This is a genomic window from Citrobacter werkmanii, from assembly GCF_008693645.1.
Lineage (GTDB): Bacteria > Pseudomonadota > Gammaproteobacteria > Enterobacterales > Enterobacteriaceae > Citrobacter > Citrobacter werkmanii.
Genome location: NZ_CP044101.1, coordinates 689,106 through 705,948 on the forward strand (window position 1 = coordinate 689,106; position 16,843 = coordinate 705,948).

Sequence of the window (16,843 nt, forward strand, 5' to 3'; positions counted from 1 at the left end):
ATATGAAATTACGTGATTCGCTGGCAGACAATAACGCCATCCTTCTACAGGCTGAGGCCAACACCTGGCAGGAAGCGGTAAAGCTGGGCGTCGATCTGCTGGTTAAGGCCGACGTGGTTGAACCGCGCTACTACCAGGCCATTCTTGATGGGGTTGAACAGTTTGGTCCGTACTTTGTGATTGCGCCAGGACTGGCGATGCCGCACGGGCGCCCGGAAGAAGGCGTTAAGAAGACCGGCTTTGCGCTGGTGACGCTGAAAACACCGTTGGTGTTTAACCACGAAGATAACGACCCGGTGGATATTCTGATCACGATGGCGGCGGTCGACGCCAACACGCATCAGGAAGTGGGCATCATGCAGATCGTGAATCTGTTTGACGATGAAGCCAATTTCGACCGTCTACGTGCCTGCCGCACCGCGCAGGAAGTGCTGGATTTAATTGATAACGCCACTGCGGCGGCTGTTTAAAAGGATACCGAAATGTCATTACCTATGTTGCAGGTTGCGCTGGATAACCAATCAATGTCTTCTGCGTATGAAACGACGCGTCTGATCGCCGAAGAGGTCGATATCATTGAGGTGGGCACCATTCTTTGTGTTGCTGAGGGCGTACGTGCCGTACGTGACCTGAAGGCGCTCTACCCACATAAAATTGTGCTGGCGGACGCCAAAATCGCCGATGCGGGTAAAATTCTCTCTCGCATGTGTTTCGAAGCTAACGCTGATTGGGTCACTGTTATCTGCTGTGCGGATATCAATACCACCAAAGGTGCGCTCGAGGTGGCGAAAGAATTTAACGGCGACGTACAGATTGAACTGACCGGTTACTGGACCTGGGAACAGGCTCAGGAGTGGCGTGACGCGGGTATCGGGCAGGTTGTCTATCATCGCAGTCGTGATGCGCAGGCCGCAGGTGTGGCGTGGGGAGAGGCGGATATCAGTGCCATCAAACGCCTGTCTGATATGGGCTTTAAAGTCACCGTCACCGGCGGTCTGGCGCTGGAGGATCTGCCGCTGTTCCAGGGGATTCCGATTCACGTCTTTATCGCTGGCCGCAGCATTCGTGATGCCGCTTCTCCGGTTGAGGCGGCGCGTCAGTTCAAACGTTCCATCGCCCAGTTGTGGGGCTAAGGAGCGACTATGCTGTCGAAACAGGTCCCGCTCGGTATTTATGAAAAAGCGCTCCCCGGAGGGGAGTGCTGGCTGGAGCGCTTGCGGCTGGCGAAAGAGTTAGGTTTTGACTTTGTCGAAATGTCAGTTGATGAAACCGATGCCCGCCTCGCGCGCCTTGACTGGAGCCGCGAGCAGCGTCTGGCGCTGGTGGCCGCCATCGCCGAAACGGGAGTACGTGTACCTTCTATGTGCCTGAGCGCTCACCGCCGTTTCCCGCTGGGGAGCGAAGATGATGCGGTGCGCGATCAGGGACTGGCGATCATGCGGAAAGCCATTCAGTTTGCGCAGGATATTGGTATTCGCGTGATTCAACTGGCGGGTTACGACGTCTATTACCAGCAGGCTAATAACGAAACGCGTCGTCGATTTCGCGAGGGGCTAAAAGAGAGCGTTGAGATGGCAAGTCGCGCGCAGGTGACGCTGGCGATGGAGATCATGGATTATCCGCTGATGAATTCGATCAGTAAGGCGCTGGGTTATGCCCACTATCTCAATAATCCGTGGTTCCAGCTGTATCCCGATATCGGCAATTTGTCGGCGTGGGATAACGATGTACAGATGGAGTTGCAGGCAGGAATAGGCCATATCGTGGCCGTTCACGTGAAGGACACCAGACCCGGCGTGTTCAAAAATGTGCCGTTTGGTGAAGGTGTTGTCGATTTCGAACGTTGTTTTGCAACGCTCAAGCAGAGTGGGTATTGCGGGCCATACCTGATTGAGATGTGGAGTGAAACAACGGACGATCCGGCGCGTGAAGTGGCGAAGGCGCGCGATTGGGTGAAAGCGCGGATGGCCAGCGCAGGTCTGGTGGAGACGGTGTAATGCAAAAACTTAAACAGCAGGTTTTTGAGGCCAACATGGATCTGCCGCGTTACGGGCTGGTGACGTTTACCTGGGGTAACGTCAGCGCCATCGACCGCGAACGCGGGTTGGTGGTGATTAAGCCCAGCGGCGTCGACTACCAAACAATGACAGTGGATGACATGGTGGTTGTGGATCTGCACGGCAACGTGGTGGAAGGACGCTATCGTCCTTCTTCCGATACCGCCACCCATCTGGCGCTGTATCGCCGCTATTTATCTCTTGGCGGCGTGGTGCACACCCACTCAACCCACGCGACGGCATGGGCGCAGGCGGGTCTGGCAATACCTGCACTCGGCACGACGCATGCGGATTACTTCTTTGGTGATATCCCCTGCACGCGGGCATTAACTGAAGCAGAGGTTCAGGAGGAGTATGAGCTGAATACCGGCAAGGTGATTATCGAAACGCTGGGGAACGTGGAGCCTCTGCATACGCCCGGCGTAGTCGTGTATCAGCATGGTCCGTTTGCCTGGGGTAAAGATGCGCACGACGCGGTACACAACGCTGTGGTGATGGAAGAGGTCGCAAAAATGGCATGGATTGCGCGTGGCATTAATCCGGCCCTCAGCCCCATCGACAGTTATCTGATGAATAAACACTTCATGCGTAAGCACGGCCCAAACGCCTACTACGGGCAGAAGTAACGTCTTTGCCCCGGACAACGTGCATCTACGGATGTGCGTCACCGATCTGTTCGGGGCAATCTTCAGCGTTGCTGGTAAGCCGCTGGCGTAAATCGCATTCCTGCTAAAACTATCGCACAAATGACAGCACCAGCGTAAAACGTCGAGGCTGCGCCCAACGTTTCCCACAGAATGCCCGCGCCGGTACTGGCTAACAGCAGGGCGATGCCACTGATCAGATTAAACATACCGAAGGCCGTACCGCGTAGTTCTGCTGGCGCGGTATGCGCAATCATGGCAGCCAGCAACCCTTGCGTCATGCCCATATGAATCCCCCACAGTCCCACGCCTATCAGTAACGTGCTCCAGTGGTGACTCAGCGCCAGAGTGATATCCGCCGCGATCAGGACCAGCAGGCCCGCCTGTAACATGCGGGTGTGGTTCATGCTGTCAGACATTTTTCCAAAAGGATAAGCCGACAGACTGTAGACCAGATTCATGGCGACCATCACCAGCGGAATGGCAAACAGCGGGATATCCATTTGATATGCGCGCAACACGAGAAACGCTTCGCTAAAGCGGGCGAGCGTGAAGAGCGCGCCCAGTCCCACGACCCACCAGTAGGCTGCACTCAACTTTTTCAGGTTTTCCCGTCGTAACGGATTGGTGCGTTTATCAGTGACGGGGGTTTTCGGTTCACTCAGGCCAAACCATAGCAGGGCGATAGAGAGCACCCCAGGGATGACGGCAATCCAGAAGATAGTGTGAAAATCGTTGTTCCATAGCAGCATTAGCCCGACGGCGAGCAGGGGGCCCAGAAATGCGCCAATGGTATCCAAAGACTGGCGCAGACCATAAGCGGCGCCGCGGATTTCGGACGGGGTGACATCCGCGACTAACGCATCCCTGGGGGCACCGCGAATACCTTTACCCACACGATCAATCATGCGAGCGCTGAGTACCATGCCTGATGAGCCCGCCATCGCGAACAGGGGCTTACTCAGTGCCCCCAAACCATAACCGAGCATCGCCAGCCCTTTGCGTTTTCCCAGATAATCACTGAGAACGCCGGAAAAAACCTTAATGATCAGCGCGGTGGCTTCAGCTAATCCTTCAATCAGACCAATGATAATGACGCTGGCTCCCAGCGTGGTTGCCATAAACAACGGCAACAGGCTATGGATCATTTCGGAGGAGACATCCATAAGCAGACTCACGCCGCCCAGCACCCAAACGCCTTTTGGTATGCGATTCAGCGTCGCATAGCGTGCAAACATGGTTTCGCCCCAGAGTATCAGTTCGGTAATGCTTTATTTAATCAGTAAATGATGACCAGGATAAGATACAAAGAAAAATAATTCTCATTTACCTGATGTGCAAAAAAAAGCCCCCGGTGAGGGGGGCAAGTCAAACGGTGGCAATGTTCTCGTTGGTTGTTTCTGGTGCTAGCGATAAATATCCGCACTGGCGTGCATATTTCCGTTACTGCCGGGTTCCCTGGTGAGGATCACGTGGTAGTAGTTTGCGCCTTGCGCATCGGTCTCTTCATTCAGGGCCTGAGTGGCTTCACTTTCAGTGGCGAAGTTATGATTTATGTAAATGACGCCTAAGCTCTGCACATCATCCATATTCCTGGCCTGATGATTGTCAATTTGGATGGCTGCCGTTGCATTTGCACTGAGCAAAAGCACAGCCAGAAGGGTTAAAACACGGGCTCGCATATGTACCTCCTCGACTGCGGTCTCTGGTTGCTTCTCTCCTGTGAGTGATGAGCTTCTGATGTAATTTTAACCGCTACCGGCGCAGGCGTTAGCGACCATTTCTGATGCAGTTGTTCAAAAAATTACCGCATACCCGCCTTTTCTTTTATTTACAGGTAACTGATAGATACCGCTGCGTTAAAAAATACCTGTCTTTCGCGCACAAGCTCATACCAAATAGTCAATTTAAACGGATGGATACCCTGTTTATAGTGAGCCGTATAATTAATATAACTTTATGATAATAAGGCAAAAACTTATGGATACTTCATTCATGGATTTCAGCTACTTCGTGATTATGTTTATGGTCGCACTGGTGGCTGGCTTTATTAACGTGGTGTCGGGCGGCGGTGGGTTTCTCTCTATTGGCGCACTGTTAATTTCTGGTTTACCCCCGGCGAATGCGCTGGCAACCAATAAAATTCAGGCGCTGGGCAGTTCGCTAACCTCCGGGATTTACTTTTTACGCCGGGGACATATCAACGTGCAGGAGCACAAGTATGTCTTCCTGTCTGCTTTTATCGGCTCAGCGTTAGGCACGACGCTCATTCAGTTCATTGAACCGGAGGTGTTGAAAAAACTGCTTCCGGTACTGATTATCGCCGTCGCCATCTACTTTATTTCCGCTCCCAATCTCAGCGAACCGAAAAGAAAGCCGCAGGTATCCCTGTTTTTCTTTTCTCTGATCTGCGGCGGCTGTATTGGCTTTTATGATGGATTTCTTGGCGCTGGTGCGGGTTCCTTTTATACGCTCTGCTATATCCTGTTGTGGGGATACAGCATCGATAAGGCACAAATTCACTCGAATTTTATTAACCTTGCATCGAACATCGCCTCGATTTTGTTCTTCATTTTCGGCGGCAAAATGATCTGGTCGCTGGGGCTGGTGATGTTTGCCGGACAATCGCTCGGCGCGCGCCTGGGCGCAACGGTGGTACTGACGCGCGGAAAGAAAGTTATCCGGCCGATGATTGTCATTGTCTCCATTTGCATTAGCGTCAAAATGCTGCTGGATATGTATTAATGGCGACATGGTAAATAATCGTACAAGCGCCTTGAGTTTACCGGCTGACCCCAGTATTATGACGCGTCATTTTTCAGCCGACCTTTAACACGTTCCTTGCCTCCATGGGCCTCGGCTGACCCAGACAGGAGGCTGAATAATCCGTAAGGAGCAATTCGATGCGTCATTACGAAATCGTTTTTATGGTCCATCCTGACCAGAGCGAACAGGTTCCGGGTATGATCGAACGCTACACTGCTGCCATCACTGGCGCAGAAGGCACGATCCACCGTCTGGAAGACTGGGGCCGCCGTCAGCTGGCTTACCCGATCAACAAACTGCACAAAGCTCACTACGTTCTGATGAACGTTGAAGCGCCGCAGGAAGTGATCGATGAGCTGGAAACTACCTTCCGCTTCAACGATGCCGTTATCCGCAGCATGGTTATGCGTACTAAACACGCTGTTACCGAAGCATCTCCGATGGTTAAAGCGAAAGACGAGCGCCGTGAGCGTCGCGATGATTTCGCAAACGAAACCGCAGATGATGCTGAAGCTGGGGATTCTGAAGAGTAATTTCTGATGACCAACTGTCTGGCGTTGTCCGGCACCGTGTGCAGGGCCCCCCTTCGAAAGGTCAGTCCATCAGGAATTCCTCATTGCCAGTTCGTGCTTGAGCATCGTTCTGTGCAGGAGGAAGCCGGGTTTCACCGGCAGGCGTGGTGCCAAATGCCCGTTATTGTTAGCGGACACGAAAACCAGGCCATTACTCACAGTATAACGGTCGGTAGCGCAGTAACCGTTCAGGGGTTCATCTCTTGCCATAAGGCAAAGAACGGCCTGAGCAAAATGGTTCTGCATGCCGAGCAGATTGAATTGATAGATTCTGGAGACTAGCCATATGGCACGTTATTTCCGTCGTCGCAAGTTCTGCCGTTTCACCGCGGAAGGCGTTCAAGAGATCGACTATAAAGATATCGCCACGCTGAAAAACTACATCACCGAAAGCGGTAAGATTGTCCCAAGCCGTATCACCGGTACCCGTGCAAAATACCAGCGTCAGCTGGCTCGCGCTATCAAACGCGCTCGCTACCTGTCCCTGCTGCCGTACACTGATCGTCATCAGTAATCGGTCACGGTCCATTAATACGACTTTGAGAGGATAAGGTAATGCAAGTTATTCTGCTTGATAAAGTAGCAAACCTGGGTAGCCTGGGTGATCAGGTTAACGTTAAAGCGGGCTATGCTCGTAACTTCCTGGTACCACAGGGTAAAGCTGTTCCTGCTACCAAGAAAAACGTTGAATTTTTCGAAGCGCGTCGCGCTGAGCTGGAAGCTAAACTGGCTGACGTTCTGTCCGCTGCTGAAGCTCGTGCTGAGAAAATCAACGCACTGGAAACCGTAACCATCGCGTCTAAAGCAGGCGACGAAGGTAAACTGTTCGGTTCCATCGGTACTCGCGACATCGCTGACGCTGTAACTGCAGCTGGCGTTGAAGTAGCTAAGAGCGAAGTTCGTCTGCCGAACGGCGTTCTGCGTACCACTGGCGAGCACGAAGTGAGCTTCCAGGTTCACAGCGAAGTGTTTGCTAAGCTGACTGTAAACGTAGTTGCGGAATAAGTTTTTATTCTGCTAACCGCGTAAAAGCGCCGGCCCTGTGCCGGCGTTTTGCTTTTCTGTTCCCCGTCTTTCTCTCTGGCTATTCTTTGTCCTTTTCGGGATAATCATAAAAATAAAACATTATTTCAAAGTGGTGATGGAATGGAACCAACGCACCAACCTCTGTTTGCGCGTAAAAATGTTGTCTATCTGAGCGCGGCATTCTGCTGCTTGCTGTGGGGGAGCGCCTATCCGGCGATCAAAAGTGGATACGAGATCTTCCAGATTGCCACGGATGACATTCCCTCGAAAATTGTCTTTGCCGGCTATCGCTTCCTGTTTGCGGGATTATTGCTGCTCCTGCTGGCGGTGGCGCAGCGTAAACCGATTGGTCGGTTAAGCCCGCGTCAATATGGTCAGCTCACGCTGTTGGGGCTGACGCAGACTTCGCTGCAATATATTTTCTTTTATATTGGCCTGGCGTTCACCACGGGGGTGAAAGGGTCCATCATGAACGCGACAGGCACGTTCTTCAGCGTGCTGCTGGCGCATTTTATCTATCAGAACGATAAACTCAGCTACAACAAGGCGCTGGGTTGTATCCTGGGCTTTCTCGGCGTGATGGTGGTGAACTTTAACAGCGGACTGGATTTTAGCTTCAGCCTGTTAGGGGACGGCTCGGTAGTGATGGCTGCCTTTATTCTCTCCGCCGCTACGTTATACGGCAAACGCATTTCTCAGACGGTCGACCCGACGGTAATGACGGGGTATCAACTGGGCGGTGGCGGTCTGGCGCTGGTGATCGGCGGTTACGCTTTTGGTGGCACGCTGACCGTACACGGCGCGTCTTCGTTGGCGATTCTGGGCTACCTGACGTTGCTCTCTTCGGTGGCATTTGCCTTGTGGAGTATTTTGCTTAAACACAACCGCGTGGGGATGATTGCGCCGTTTAACTTCCTGATCCCGGTTTCAGGCGCGGTACTGTCGGCCATTTTCCTCGGCGAAAATATTCTCGAATGGAAATATGCAGTAGCGTTGGTGCTGGTCTGTTCGGGGATCTGGTGGGTGAACAAGGTGAAACGCTAACGCTTCACCTTGCTGCCTGATGGCACTGCGCTTATCAGGTGTGCTGGCTATCGGGCGCGAATAAAACTGCCGTTAGGCTGGCGGGTAAACAGGACCTGCTGGCCATTACCCGTATCGATGGTTAACCCTGTCACTACGCCACTGGCATTCTGCCTGATCTGCACCATCTGTCCGTCTTTCAAATTGCTCAGCGGTTTTCCGGCCCCTTCTACCTGCGCCATGGCGTACACATCGGTTGGCGGGAGATTGTGGTCACGAAATACCTGGGCCAGCGTTTTACCCGAATCTACGCGGTAGGAACGCCACTGCTGGTCAATTCCACTATCCGGCTGGAAAGGTTGCGTCTGTGGCTGAGATTGCTGGGCCTGCGGTTGTGCGTCTGGTTCCCCTTCCTGGATGGGTTCCGGCGCAACCGGCGCGACCTGGCCAGGGTCGTTTTGCGGGGCGACCAGTTGTGCCTGAAGCTGGGCCTCCGTCGGCGGCTGTGACTGCGACTGCAAATCCAACTGGGCAGTACGCGCGACCACTGGTGCATCGCTGGTGTCGCTGGAAGGGAGCAGGAAACCGATCACCAGCACGATAGCAGCAGCAATAATGCCGCGGCGGTGCATCGGCGGCAGCGGGTCCATAATGCGAAAATTGTCCGGTGCATGCCAGATTTTCGCCAGGGTTGGTTTTAATTCAAAGCGCCCGGGCATGGCTTTCCTCCTGCTCCGCGTCTCGTTCCTCAGTCATAGAGTATAGATCGCTAACTCTATGATACTTGTTCGGGTACCCGCTTTCGTGACATTCATGCGGACAATAGTCATTGTTTCTTTTTCCTCGCGATTTGTCATCAGTTCCCGAGACAAAGTTTTACCGGATGCGGCATGGCTGATATGCTGCCCGCTACTTTACATCCGATGAAAGGAAATATGATGGCTACCCCGACTTTTGACACTATCGAAGCGCAAGCAAGCTACGGCATTGGTTTGCAGGTAGGACAGCAGTTGAGCGAATCCGGTCTGGAAGGGCTGTTGCCTGAAGCGCTGGTAGCGGGTATCGCTGACGCGCTGGAAGGCAAGCATCCGGCAGTGCCGGTTGATGTTGTGCATCGCGCACTGCGTGAAATCCACGAGCGTGCTGATGCAGTTCGTCGCGAGCGTTTCCAGGCTATGGCCGCTGATGGCGTTAAATATCTGGAAGAAAACCGTGAGAAAGAGGGCGTGAACAGCACTGAATCCGGTTTGCAGTTCCGTGTTCTGACCCAGGGCGAAGGTGCTATCCCGGCACGCACCGACCGCGTTCGCGTGCATTACACCGGTAAACTGATCGACGGTACCGTGTTCGACAGTTCTGTCGCACGTGGCGAACCGGCTGAATTCCCGGTTAACGGCGTCATCCCTGGCTGGATTGAAGCGCTGACTCTGATGCCGGTGGGTTCCAAATGGGAACTGACGATTCCTCAGGAACTGGCTTACGGCGAGCGTGGCGCTGGCGCGTCCATTCCTCCGTTCAGCACGCTGGTATTCGACGTTGAACTGCTTGAGATTCTGTAAGCAGTGACTTCTGTTCCCCCCGAGGCCGGGGGGAGCAAAGAAATAGAGTGAAAAGCTATAGTTACGCCGTTGTCGATATTTTATCTTGCAAATGCCTCACCAGCGTGTATTTTTGTGAGCTGATTCGCGCTATCAGAGTGATATGACACTCACTTTAAACATTAAATTAACATTATATCTAAATCTTAGTATTCATCCCGCCAATTCTTACCTAATATCGATGAGTCCTGCTAACAGGATCGTCGTATCATAGACACACTAAAGGCCGTAGAGCCTGAACAACACAGACAGGTACAGGAAGAAAAAACATGGTAGATCAGGTAAAAGTCGAAGCCGCAGAAGAGGCTTCGTCTGAACAGTCGCTACGGCGCAATCTCACAAACCGTCATATTCAACTTATTGCCATTGGCGGCGCTATCGGTACCGGCCTGTTTATGGGCTCCGGTAAAACTATTAGTCTTGCCGGACCGTCGATCATCTTTGTGTATATGATCATCGGTTTCATGCTGTTTTTCGTGATGCGGGCAATGGGAGAGTTGCTGCTCTCGAATCTGGAGTACAAATCATTTAGTGATTTTGCCTCCGACCTGCTTGGGCCATGGGCCGGGTATTTTACCGGTTGGACTTACTGGTTCTGCTGGGTTGTTACCGGGATGGCCGACGTTGTCGCCATTACGGCGTATGCGCAATTCTGGTTCCCTGAACTCTCAGACTGGGTCGCCTCGCTGGCGGTGATCGTGCTGCTGCTGAGCCTTAACCTCGCCACGGTAAAAATGTTCGGTGAGATGGAGTTCTGGTTTGCGATGATCAAAATCGTTGCCATTATCGGTCTGATTGTCGTCGGCCTGGTGATGGTGCTGACGCACTTCCAGTCGCCAACTGGCGTTCAGGCATCGTTCACGCATCTGTGGAATGACGGTGGCTGGTTCCCGAAAGGGCTGAGCGGCTTCTTTGCCGGCTTCCAGATTGCGGTGTTCGCGTTTGTGGGCATTGAGCTGGTGGGGACAACCGCTGCGGAAACCAAAGACCCGGAGAAATCTCTGCCGCGCGCCATTAACTCGATCCCGATCCGTATCATCATGTTCTACGTTTTCGCGCTGATTGTGATTATGTCCGTCACGCCGTGGAGCTCGGTGGTGCCATCCAAGAGCCCATTCGTTGAACTGTTTGTCCTGGTCGGTCTGCCCGCGGCGGCGAGCCTGATCAACTTTGTGGTGCTAACTTCTGCGGCCTCTTCCGCAAACAGCGGCGTGTTCTCAACCAGTCGTATGCTGTTTGGTCTGGCGCAGGAAGGCGTGGCACCTAAAGCGTTTGCCAAGCTGTCTAAACGCGCGGTTCCGGCGAAAGGTTTAACCTTCTCCTGTATCTGCCTGTTGGGCGGCGTGGTGATGCTGTATGTGAATCCGAGCGTGATTGGCGCGTTCACCATGATCACCACCGTGTCGGCGATTCTGTTCATGTTCGTATGGACCATCATTCTTTGCTCGTACCTGGTGTACCGCAAGCAGCGTCCGCACCTGCATGAAAAATCAATCTACAAGATGCCGCTCGGTAAGCTGATGTGCTGGGTGTGTATGGCGTTCTTTGTTTTCGTACTGGTACTGCTGACGCTGGAAGAGGATACTCGCCAGGCGCTGATCGTGACGCCGCTGTGGTTCATCGCGCTGGGTCTGGGCTGGTTGTTTATCGGTAAGAAACGTATGGCAGGCGTGCGTTAGGCGTAGCCATATCGGACATAAAAAAGGCCACATAAGCAGTGGCCGAATTCGGACTTCAGGAAGGCGCTCTCGGGCGCCTTTTTTTATTCACCTGCGAGGGCACGCGGGAACAACACATTATTTTCCAGACTGATGTGTTCCATCAGGTCGTCGATCATCTCGTTAATGCCGTTATACATGGCTTTCCAGGTGGTGCAGGCTTCTGGCGGCGGCGTCACATTATGGGTGATGTGTTTGATCACTTCGACCAGTTCACCGGCATCGTCATGCTCGCTTTCCATCACGCTGATTGGTCCCATTGCCTGGCTACCCATGCCCTGTTTAATCATCGGGAACAGGATCTGCTCTTCCTTCATCATGTGGCTGGACAGCTCTTCATGCAGCATGCTCAGGTTCTTCGCCAGACCACGCGGTACGTTCGGTTTGTCTGCGTGGACGCGTTCAACTTTCGTGGCCTGCAGGATCAGTTCCGGCAGCTGTTCGCGGTGTCTGTCGTGATAGCGCACGATGATATGGTCGATGATTTCAGCCAGCGCCACGGTACGCCAGTCTTTCTCCAACGGCTGTTCAGCCAGTTGCGCGAGCTGCGCCTCGATAGCGTCTAAATCCAGCTCTTTACGCGCGGCAGCGCGTGCCAGCGTTTGCTTACCGCCGCAGCAGTAATCCATATCGTATTTACGAAACAGGGCCGAAGCGCGAGGAATAGAGAGCGCCAGTTCACCTAAAGGTTGATCGCGATAAGACATTGCCGTTACCTCATTCTCAATAATATAAGGTGTATTTTAAATGCAAGTTATAGAGAAGGCTATAACCCTTTCGGGGTGGGGTGTTTTGTGATGAGCGTCACGAAAATTTCTTATTTCGTTAAGGTGCTGAATCTTATTGAAAAGGGGAAAAATGGCGAAAAAAGCCGCGTCACAAGATTAAATAAGCGCACGCCGCTGCCGATAGTTAGACCTCAGACAATACCTGCATAATAAAAGGCAACAGATGTTCAAACGAATCAAAGTGATAACCTTACTTATCACCGTGTTACTCGCGCTGGGCGCGATGCAGCTCATCTCCGCAGGCGTCTTTATTGGCGCACTCAATAACGATAAACAGAACTTTAATGTCTCTCAGCTTTCCAGTCAGAACGTGGCTGAATTTACCGATGCGTGGATTAGCCTGAACCAGGCTCGCGTCACGCTCAACCGGGGGATGCTGCGTTTACAGGGAACGATGGCCAGCGAGATCAACGGTGGTCAGTTGAAAGAACTGGTGAACACGGCAAATCGTCTGCTGGCCGAGTCGAAAGAGCATTACGATAAATACTACGCCCTGCCAGAAACGCCGGGGCTGGATGAGCGTCTGGCCGATCGACTGGAAGAACAGTACGGCATCTATTCTGCGACGCTGGCTAAAATGAACGCGCTGCTGGCTGAAGGTAAGCTGGAAGAGATGTTCAAGCAGAATGCTGAGCAGAAGCAGACGGCCATGCAGGAAGTATATCGGGAATGGCGTGCCGCGCAAACGGCGCTGGCCACTGCCGGCGTGCAGGACAATGAGAGTGATTACCGCAAGATAATCTGGCTGTTGTCTGCCGTGATGTTGACTGTCGTCACTGTGATTGTCGCCAGCTGGCTGGCGATGCAGCGCGTGTTGCTCAAGCCGCTCCACGAGGTGATGGGACATATTCGCCACATCGCTGCGGGTGACCTGACGCATAGCATCAACGCCGATGGCAGCAATGAAATGGCGCTGCTGGCAAGTAATGTGCGTGACATGCAGCAGGCGCTGGCGAATACGGTCAGCGTGGTGCGTGACGGGGCTGACACTATCTACACCGGCGCGGGTGAAATTGCCGCAGGCAGTAACGATCTCTCTTCACGTACCGAGCAGCAGGCTGCCTCTCTGGAAGAGACCGCTGCCAGCATGGAACAACTCACCGCCACCGTGAAGCAGAACGCGGATAACGCGCGTCAGGCGACCAGTCTGGCAAAAAACGCCTCACAGACGGCGCTGAAAGGTGGAACCGTGGTTGATGGCGTAGTGCGTACGATGGACGAAATCGCCACCAGTTCCAGCAAAATCGCGCAAATTACCTCTGTTATCGACGGTATTGCCTTCCAGACCAATATTCTGGCGCTGAACGCGGCGGTAGAAGCGGCGCGTGCGGGCGAACAGGGCCGTGGTTTTGCCGTGGTCGCTGGCGAAGTTCGTACTCTGGCGCAGCGTAGCGCTCAGGCGGCAAAAGAGATTAAGGCGCTGATTGATGACTCGGGCAATCGGGTCAATGCCGGTACGGCGCTGGTGCATGAAGCAGGCGAAACGATGGCGGAGATTGTCAGCGCCGTGACCCGCGTGACCGACATTATGGGCGAAATTGCCTCTGCTTCTGATGAACAGAGCCGGGGTATCGATCAGGTAGGCCAGGCCGTTGCCGAGATGGATCGCGTGACGCAGCAAAATGCTTCGCTGGTGGAGGAGTCCGCTTCCGCTGCCGCCGCGCTTGAAGAGCAGGCTGCACGACTGAACCAGACCGTGGCGGTATTTAAAGTGTCGCGCCGGATGGCGGCGTAAACGCCTTATCCGGCCTACATGAGATCGTACAGTCCTTGTAGGCCTGATAAGCGCAGCGCCATCAGGCATCCCCTGAAACCGGCACTACCGCCGGTTTCTGCGGTTTTGACCGCACCGCAATTACCACGCCTGTTACCAGTAGCGCAATACCGCTTAGCGTCAGCAGCGGCGGAAAAGCCTGGCGCAGCATAAAGGTATACAGCAGGCCAGCCAGCGTTTCGAAGACAATCAGCGGGCCGAGGATCACCGTCGGCAGCTTCTGGCTGGCGACGTTCCAGCACAGCGCGCCCACCCACGAACACAATACCGCAATGGCTATCATCAGGCCGATAAACACATCCGGACGCGGGCCGAAGGGCAGGGCGAAACCTGGCGTTTGCCCATGCAGCCACAGACATGCTGCAATGTACCCCAGCAGAGAAACGGGCAGCGTCACCAGCGCCTGAGCCGTCGCCCACATCATCGGATGCTTATCTGGATTCTCGCGTAGCCAGCGGGCATTACGCAGTGCATACCACGCCCAGCACACCACTGAGACAAGCGCCAGCACAATACCAGAGCCATAACGCCAGCCGCTGAAATCGGGTAATCCCTGGTTCAGCTCCGAGATATTCACGCACAGCAGGCCAATAGCAATTAATATCAGCGCAGGTGACAGACGCCACCAGGATAATTTACCGTCACGCTGGCTATAGAGCAGATTGGCGAAGACCGGGATCACCACCGGTAATGTACCAATAATCATCGTTGATACCGGCGCGCCGGTACGCTGGATGGCGCTGGCCAGGCAAACGTAATAAATCAGGTTACCCATCATCGTTAGCGCCAGCGCCGTTATCCAGTCTTTACCCGTCAGTTGGCGCAGACGTGCGCGTCCCAGCCAGGCGATCGGCACAGCGATCAGCCCCAGCGCCAGATAGCGTCCCATCGACTGTAATACTGCCGGGTATTCCGGCACGATCAGCGGCCCGACAAAAATTAATCCCCACATCAGCCCTGCCAGCAGGGCGTACAGCACGCCGCTAATCATTGTTAACATCCACATCATTAAACATTGCGTTGAGTGTAGGCAGGGAGAGTGCAGCCGTATTGTATGAGATTGCGCATTAGCGCGAATAAACCTGCTTCTGATAACGTACCGGCGTAATGCCGTAACGATGAGTAAATGCGCGGGTGAGATGCGACTGGTCGGTCAAACCGGTTGCGGCGGCGACCTCTGCGGCGGGCATTCCGTGAGTGAGAAAACCTTTGGCTCGCCACAGGCGAATGGCCATCAGCATTTGGTGCGGCGTAACGTGGAAATGAGATTTAAACTGGCGTTGAAAATGCCAGGGACTCAGTGAGGCAACCCGCGCCAGTTCGTCGAGCGTTATCGGGTGCATGTAATTATCATGCAGATACTCGCGTACCCGCTCAAAGCGATGCGCCCCCTCTGTAGATGTTGGCGCATGGCGGGCCAGCGGCTGGAACGTATCGATCAGATCGAGCAATAACCCTTTTTGCGCCAGCGCATCTTCCGTGTTCCACAGGCCGTGGATCAGTGAGCAGATCTGGCGCGAGCGCAGCGGATCGTGACGCGTTACGTCATGAAACCACCAGTGGCGGATCCCGGTGACCTCTTCCAGAAGATCGGGCTCAAGATAGATCATCCGATAGCGCCAGCCGTCGGCGGTTTCGGCTTCGCCGGTATGCAGCTCATCGGGATTCATGGTGACGACAGAATGGGCGGGCGCGACGTACTGCGTACCGCGATAGCGAAAACGTTCGGCTCCGGCTTCTATCGCGCCAATGCCAAACGCTTCATGGGTATGTGGTTCAAAGGCGTAACGTGAGATGTGTGCATGATACAGCTCAACGCCCGGCACCTGCGCCAGATGGCGAAAGCGGGCGCTGTCTTTCTCATCAATAAACTGCTCAGGTACACCTTGCACGTTTTCTCTCCCCACGCATCATCCTGTCATTATCAGAGAGGATGCGCGGGGATGCCACCACAATTAACTAATTTTTAACACTTACACGATGCCTTTGACGCTGTCAGCCAACGAGGTGGTTGGGCGGCCAATCAGTTTGCTCAGCGTATGGCTATCATCGAACAGACCGCCTTTAGAGGCGCCAACGTCAGAATCAGCCAGCATCTCCGCCAGCCCGGCAGGCAGACCAAAGTTTTTCAGCGCCGCGGCAAAATCAGCTTCGCTCAGGTTCTGATACACCACTTTTTTACCGCTCTGCTTTGCCAGCTCGGCAGCCAACTGGCTCAGGGTCCAGCCTGCATCGCCCGCCAGTTCGTAGGTTTTACCGGCGTGCCCCTCTTCACTGATGACGCGCGCGGCGGCAGCGGCATAGTCGGCGCGGGTTGCCGAGGCGATTTTGCCTTCTCCCGCCGCCCCGATAAAGAGGCCGTGTTCCAGTGCAGCTGGCGCGCTGGCGAGATAGTTTTCGGTGTACCAGCCGTTGCGCAGTAGCGCATAAGCGATACCGGATTCAGCCAGCATCTTCTCGGTGGCGACGTGTTCATCGGCCAGCCCCAGCGGGGAGGTGTCGGCGTGCAGCAGGCTGGTGTAGGCGATAAATTTCACGTGGGCAGCCTTTGCTGCATTAATCACGTTGCGATGCTGTGGGGCACGTTGTCCCACTTCGCTGGAGGAGATCAGCAGTAGCTTGTCGATACCCTGTAAGGCAGTCGTAAAGGCGGCTTCGTCGCTGTAATCCGCCTGGCGAACGGTAATGCCCTGCTGGCTAAGCGCCGTCGCTTTAGCGGGGTTACGCACGATAGCCACAATCTGGCTGGCAGGAACGGTTTTCAGTAGCGATTCAATAACGTGTTGGCCCAGTTGGCCGGTGGCACCGGTAATTGCGATCATGGGGTAACTCCTTGGTATTGGTCTTGTGTTTAATCACGCTAACACTTAAACTAAC

At 54.0% G+C, this 16,843-nt stretch carries 20 protein-coding genes; 13 read left to right on the forward strand and 7 right to left on the reverse strand.

Annotated elements, in window-relative coordinates; all coding sequences use genetic code 11:
* The first annotated feature begins 2 nt into the window (after window positions 1-2).
* Genes ulaC through FOB24_RS04005 form a run of 4 tightly spaced genes read left to right on the forward strand, consistent with a single transcriptional unit; the run spans window position 3 to window position 2,683 of the window.
* Window positions 3-470, forward strand: coding sequence for a PTS ascorbate transporter subunit IIA (gene ulaC / locus FOB24_RS03990; RefSeq protein WP_038636563.1), 468 nt, complete (start codon window positions 3-5; stop codon window positions 468-470).
* A 12-nt stretch (window positions 471-482) separates the two neighbouring features.
* Window positions 483-1,133, forward strand: coding sequence for a 3-keto-L-gulonate-6-phosphate decarboxylase UlaD (gene ulaD, locus FOB24_RS03995; protein ID WP_032940270.1), 651 nt, complete (start codon window positions 483-485; stop codon window positions 1,131-1,133).
* 9 nt (window positions 1,134-1,142) lie between these two features.
* Window positions 1,143-1,997, forward strand: a complete 855-nt coding sequence (locus tag FOB24_RS04000; protein WP_038636566.1) for an L-ribulose-5-phosphate 3-epimerase — start codon at window positions 1,143-1,145, stop codon at window positions 1,995-1,997.
* Complete coding sequence (locus FOB24_RS04005; protein WP_121529869.1) at window positions 1,997-2,683, forward strand: L-ribulose-5-phosphate 4-epimerase; 687 nt, start codon at window positions 1,997-1,999, stop codon at window positions 2,681-2,683. The genes FOB24_RS04000 and FOB24_RS04005 overlap by 1 nt, the downstream gene beginning before the upstream one ends.
* Before the next feature lie 62 nt (window positions 2,684-2,745).
* Here the strand turns inward: FOB24_RS04005 and FOB24_RS04010 are convergent, their stop codons facing one another.
* Together FOB24_RS04010 and yjfY are read right to left on the reverse strand one after the other, a co-directional pair.
* Window positions 2,746-3,939, reverse strand: a complete 1,194-nt coding sequence (locus tag FOB24_RS04010; RefSeq protein WP_150344533.1) for an MFS transporter — start codon at window positions 3,937-3,939, stop codon at window positions 2,746-2,748.
* A gap of 168 nt (window positions 3,940-4,107) precedes the next feature.
* Entirely contained in the window at window positions 4,108-4,383 is a 276-nt protein-coding gene (yjfY, locus tag FOB24_RS04015; RefSeq protein WP_038636575.1) for a DUF1471 family protein YjfY, read from the reverse strand.
* A 298-nt stretch (window positions 4,384-4,681) separates the two neighbouring features.
* On the opposite strand from yjfY, the gene FOB24_RS04020 reads away from it, so the two are divergent.
* The 6 genes from FOB24_RS04020 to FOB24_RS04045 all read left to right on the forward strand — a co-directional run bounded on the left by FOB24_RS04020 (window position 4,682) and on the right by FOB24_RS04045 (window position 8,109).
* A complete protein-coding gene (locus tag FOB24_RS04020; protein WP_038636579.1) occupies window positions 4,682-5,446 on the forward strand; it encodes a TSUP family transporter in 765 nt (254 codons plus the stop codon).
* A 158-nt stretch (window positions 5,447-5,604) separates the two neighbouring features.
* Window positions 5,605-6,000 carry a 30S ribosomal protein S6 gene (gene rpsF / locus FOB24_RS04025; RefSeq protein ID WP_003025672.1) on the forward strand — a complete coding sequence of 132 codons (396 nt, stop codon included), beginning with the start codon at window positions 5,605-5,607 and terminating at the stop codon, window positions 5,998-6,000.
* A gap of 6 nt (window positions 6,001-6,006) precedes the next feature.
* Window positions 6,007-6,321, forward strand: coding sequence for a primosomal replication protein N (gene priB / locus FOB24_RS04030; RefSeq protein WP_150344534.1), 315 nt, complete (start codon window positions 6,007-6,009; stop codon window positions 6,319-6,321).
* 4 nt (window positions 6,322-6,325) lie between these two features.
* Window positions 6,326-6,553: a 30S ribosomal protein S18 gene (gene rpsR, locus FOB24_RS04035; RefSeq protein WP_000135199.1), complete on the forward strand. Its 228-nt coding sequence runs from the start codon at window positions 6,326-6,328 to the stop codon at window positions 6,551-6,553.
* A 41-nt stretch (window positions 6,554-6,594) separates the two neighbouring features.
* Window positions 6,595-7,044 (forward strand): 50S ribosomal protein L9, encoded by a 450-nt coding sequence (gene rplI, locus FOB24_RS04040; protein WP_003025676.1) that lies wholly within the window; start codon window positions 6,595-6,597, stop codon window positions 7,042-7,044.
* Between the two features lie 141 nt (window positions 7,045-7,185).
* On the forward strand, window positions 7,186-8,109 hold the full coding sequence (locus FOB24_RS04045) for a DMT family transporter (RefSeq protein ID WP_085048461.1): 924 nt from the start codon (window positions 7,186-7,188) through the stop codon (window positions 8,107-8,109).
* A gap of 47 nt (window positions 8,110-8,156) precedes the next feature.
* On the opposite strand, the gene FOB24_RS04050 is transcribed toward FOB24_RS04045, so the two are convergent.
* On the reverse strand, window positions 8,157-8,807 hold the full coding sequence (locus tag FOB24_RS04050; RefSeq protein ID WP_085048460.1) for an OapA family protein: 651 nt from the start codon (window positions 8,805-8,807) through the stop codon (window positions 8,157-8,159).
* A 219-nt stretch (window positions 8,808-9,026) separates the two neighbouring features.
* On the opposite strand from FOB24_RS04050, the gene fklB reads away from it, so the two are divergent.
* Both fklB and cycA read left to right on the forward strand, forming a co-directional pair.
* Entirely contained in the window at window positions 9,027-9,647 is a 621-nt protein-coding gene (fklB, locus tag FOB24_RS04055) for an FKBP-type peptidyl-prolyl cis-trans isomerase (RefSeq protein ID WP_038642968.1), read from the forward strand.
* Between the two features lie 308 nt (window positions 9,648-9,955).
* Window positions 9,956-11,365: a D-serine/D-alanine/glycine transporter gene (gene cycA / locus FOB24_RS04060; protein ID WP_038636591.1), complete on the forward strand. Its 1,410-nt coding sequence runs from the start codon at window positions 9,956-9,958 to the stop codon at window positions 11,363-11,365.
* A gap of 83 nt (window positions 11,366-11,448) precedes the next feature.
* Here the strand turns inward: cycA and ytfE are convergent, their stop codons facing one another.
* A complete protein-coding gene (ytfE, locus tag FOB24_RS04065) occupies window positions 11,449-12,111 on the reverse strand; it encodes an iron-sulfur cluster repair protein YtfE (protein ID WP_069324744.1) in 663 nt (220 codons plus the stop codon).
* A gap of 244 nt (window positions 12,112-12,355) precedes the next feature.
* Here ytfE and FOB24_RS04070 point away from each other — a divergent pair, with 244 nt between their 5' ends.
* Entirely contained in the window at window positions 12,356-13,927 is a 1,572-nt protein-coding gene (locus FOB24_RS04070; protein WP_061382738.1) for a methyl-accepting chemotaxis protein, read from the forward strand.
* 61 nt (window positions 13,928-13,988) lie between these two features.
* Here FOB24_RS04070 and FOB24_RS04075 read toward each other — a convergent pair whose 3' ends face one another.
* The 3 genes from FOB24_RS04075 to FOB24_RS04085 all read right to left on the reverse strand — a co-directional run bounded on the left by FOB24_RS04075 (window position 13,989) and on the right by FOB24_RS04085 (window position 16,788).
* A complete protein-coding gene (locus FOB24_RS04075; RefSeq protein ID WP_150345555.1) occupies window positions 13,989-14,957 on the reverse strand; it encodes a DMT family transporter in 969 nt (322 codons plus the stop codon).
* Between the two features lie 76 nt (window positions 14,958-15,033).
* Window positions 15,034-15,858 (reverse strand): AraC family transcriptional regulator, encoded by an 825-nt coding sequence (locus tag FOB24_RS04080; RefSeq protein WP_137351294.1) that lies wholly within the window; start codon window positions 15,856-15,858, stop codon window positions 15,034-15,036.
* Between the two features lie 81 nt (window positions 15,859-15,939).
* The gene (locus FOB24_RS04085; protein ID WP_150344535.1) at window positions 15,940-16,788 is read right to left on the reverse strand and encodes an SDR family oxidoreductase; all 849 of its coding nucleotides are present in this window, start codon (window positions 16,786-16,788) and stop codon (window positions 15,940-15,942) included.
* Window positions 16,789-16,843: the final 55 nt, after the last annotated feature.

Bases quoted from the DNA above. Each gene is read 5' to 3' on its own strand.
- ulaC (WP_038636563.1), top strand. From the start codon at position 3: ATGAAATTACGTGATTCGCTGGCAGACAATAACGCCATCCTTCTACAG.
- ulaD (WP_032940270.1), top strand. From the start codon at position 483: ATGTCATTACCTATGTTGCAGGTTGCGCTGGATAACCAATCAATGTCT.
- FOB24_RS04000 (WP_038636566.1), top strand. From the start codon at position 1,143: ATGCTGTCGAAACAGGTCCCGCTCGGTATTTATGAAAAAGCGCTCCCC.
- FOB24_RS04005 (WP_121529869.1), top strand. From the start codon at position 1,997: ATGCAAAAACTTAAACAGCAGGTTTTTGAGGCCAACATGGATCTGCCG.
- FOB24_RS04010 (WP_150344533.1), bottom strand. From the start codon at position 3,939: ATGTTTGCACGCTATGCGACGCTGAATCGCATACCAAAAGGCGTTTGG.
- yjfY (WP_038636575.1), bottom strand. From the start codon at position 4,383: ATGCGAGCCCGTGTTTTAACCCTTCTGGCTGTGCTTTTGCTCAGTGCA.
- FOB24_RS04020 (WP_038636579.1), top strand. From the start codon at position 4,682: ATGGATACTTCATTCATGGATTTCAGCTACTTCGTGATTATGTTTATG.
- rpsF (WP_003025672.1), top strand. From the start codon at position 5,605: ATGCGTCATTACGAAATCGTTTTTATGGTCCATCCTGACCAGAGCGAA.
- priB (WP_150344534.1), top strand. From the start codon at position 6,007: ATGACCAACTGTCTGGCGTTGTCCGGCACCGTGTGCAGGGCCCCCCTT.
- rpsR (WP_000135199.1), top strand. From the start codon at position 6,326: ATGGCACGTTATTTCCGTCGTCGCAAGTTCTGCCGTTTCACCGCGGAA.
- rplI (WP_003025676.1), top strand. From the start codon at position 6,595: ATGCAAGTTATTCTGCTTGATAAAGTAGCAAACCTGGGTAGCCTGGGT.
- FOB24_RS04045 (WP_085048461.1), top strand. From the start codon at position 7,186: ATGGAACCAACGCACCAACCTCTGTTTGCGCGTAAAAATGTTGTCTAT.
- FOB24_RS04050 (WP_085048460.1), bottom strand. From the start codon at position 8,807: ATGCCCGGGCGCTTTGAATTAAAACCAACCCTGGCGAAAATCTGGCAT.
- fklB (WP_038642968.1), top strand. From the start codon at position 9,027: ATGGCTACCCCGACTTTTGACACTATCGAAGCGCAAGCAAGCTACGGC.
- cycA (WP_038636591.1), top strand. From the start codon at position 9,956: ATGGTAGATCAGGTAAAAGTCGAAGCCGCAGAAGAGGCTTCGTCTGAA.
- ytfE (WP_069324744.1), bottom strand. From the start codon at position 12,111: ATGTCTTATCGCGATCAACCTTTAGGTGAACTGGCGCTCTCTATTCCT.
- FOB24_RS04070 (WP_061382738.1), top strand. From the start codon at position 12,356: ATGTTCAAACGAATCAAAGTGATAACCTTACTTATCACCGTGTTACTC.
- FOB24_RS04075 (WP_150345555.1), bottom strand. From the start codon at position 14,957: ATGATTAGCGGCGTGCTGTACGCCCTGCTGGCAGGGCTGATGTGGGGA.
- FOB24_RS04085 (WP_150344535.1), bottom strand. From the start codon at position 16,788: ATGATCGCAATTACCGGTGCCACCGGCCAACTGGGCCAACACGTTATT.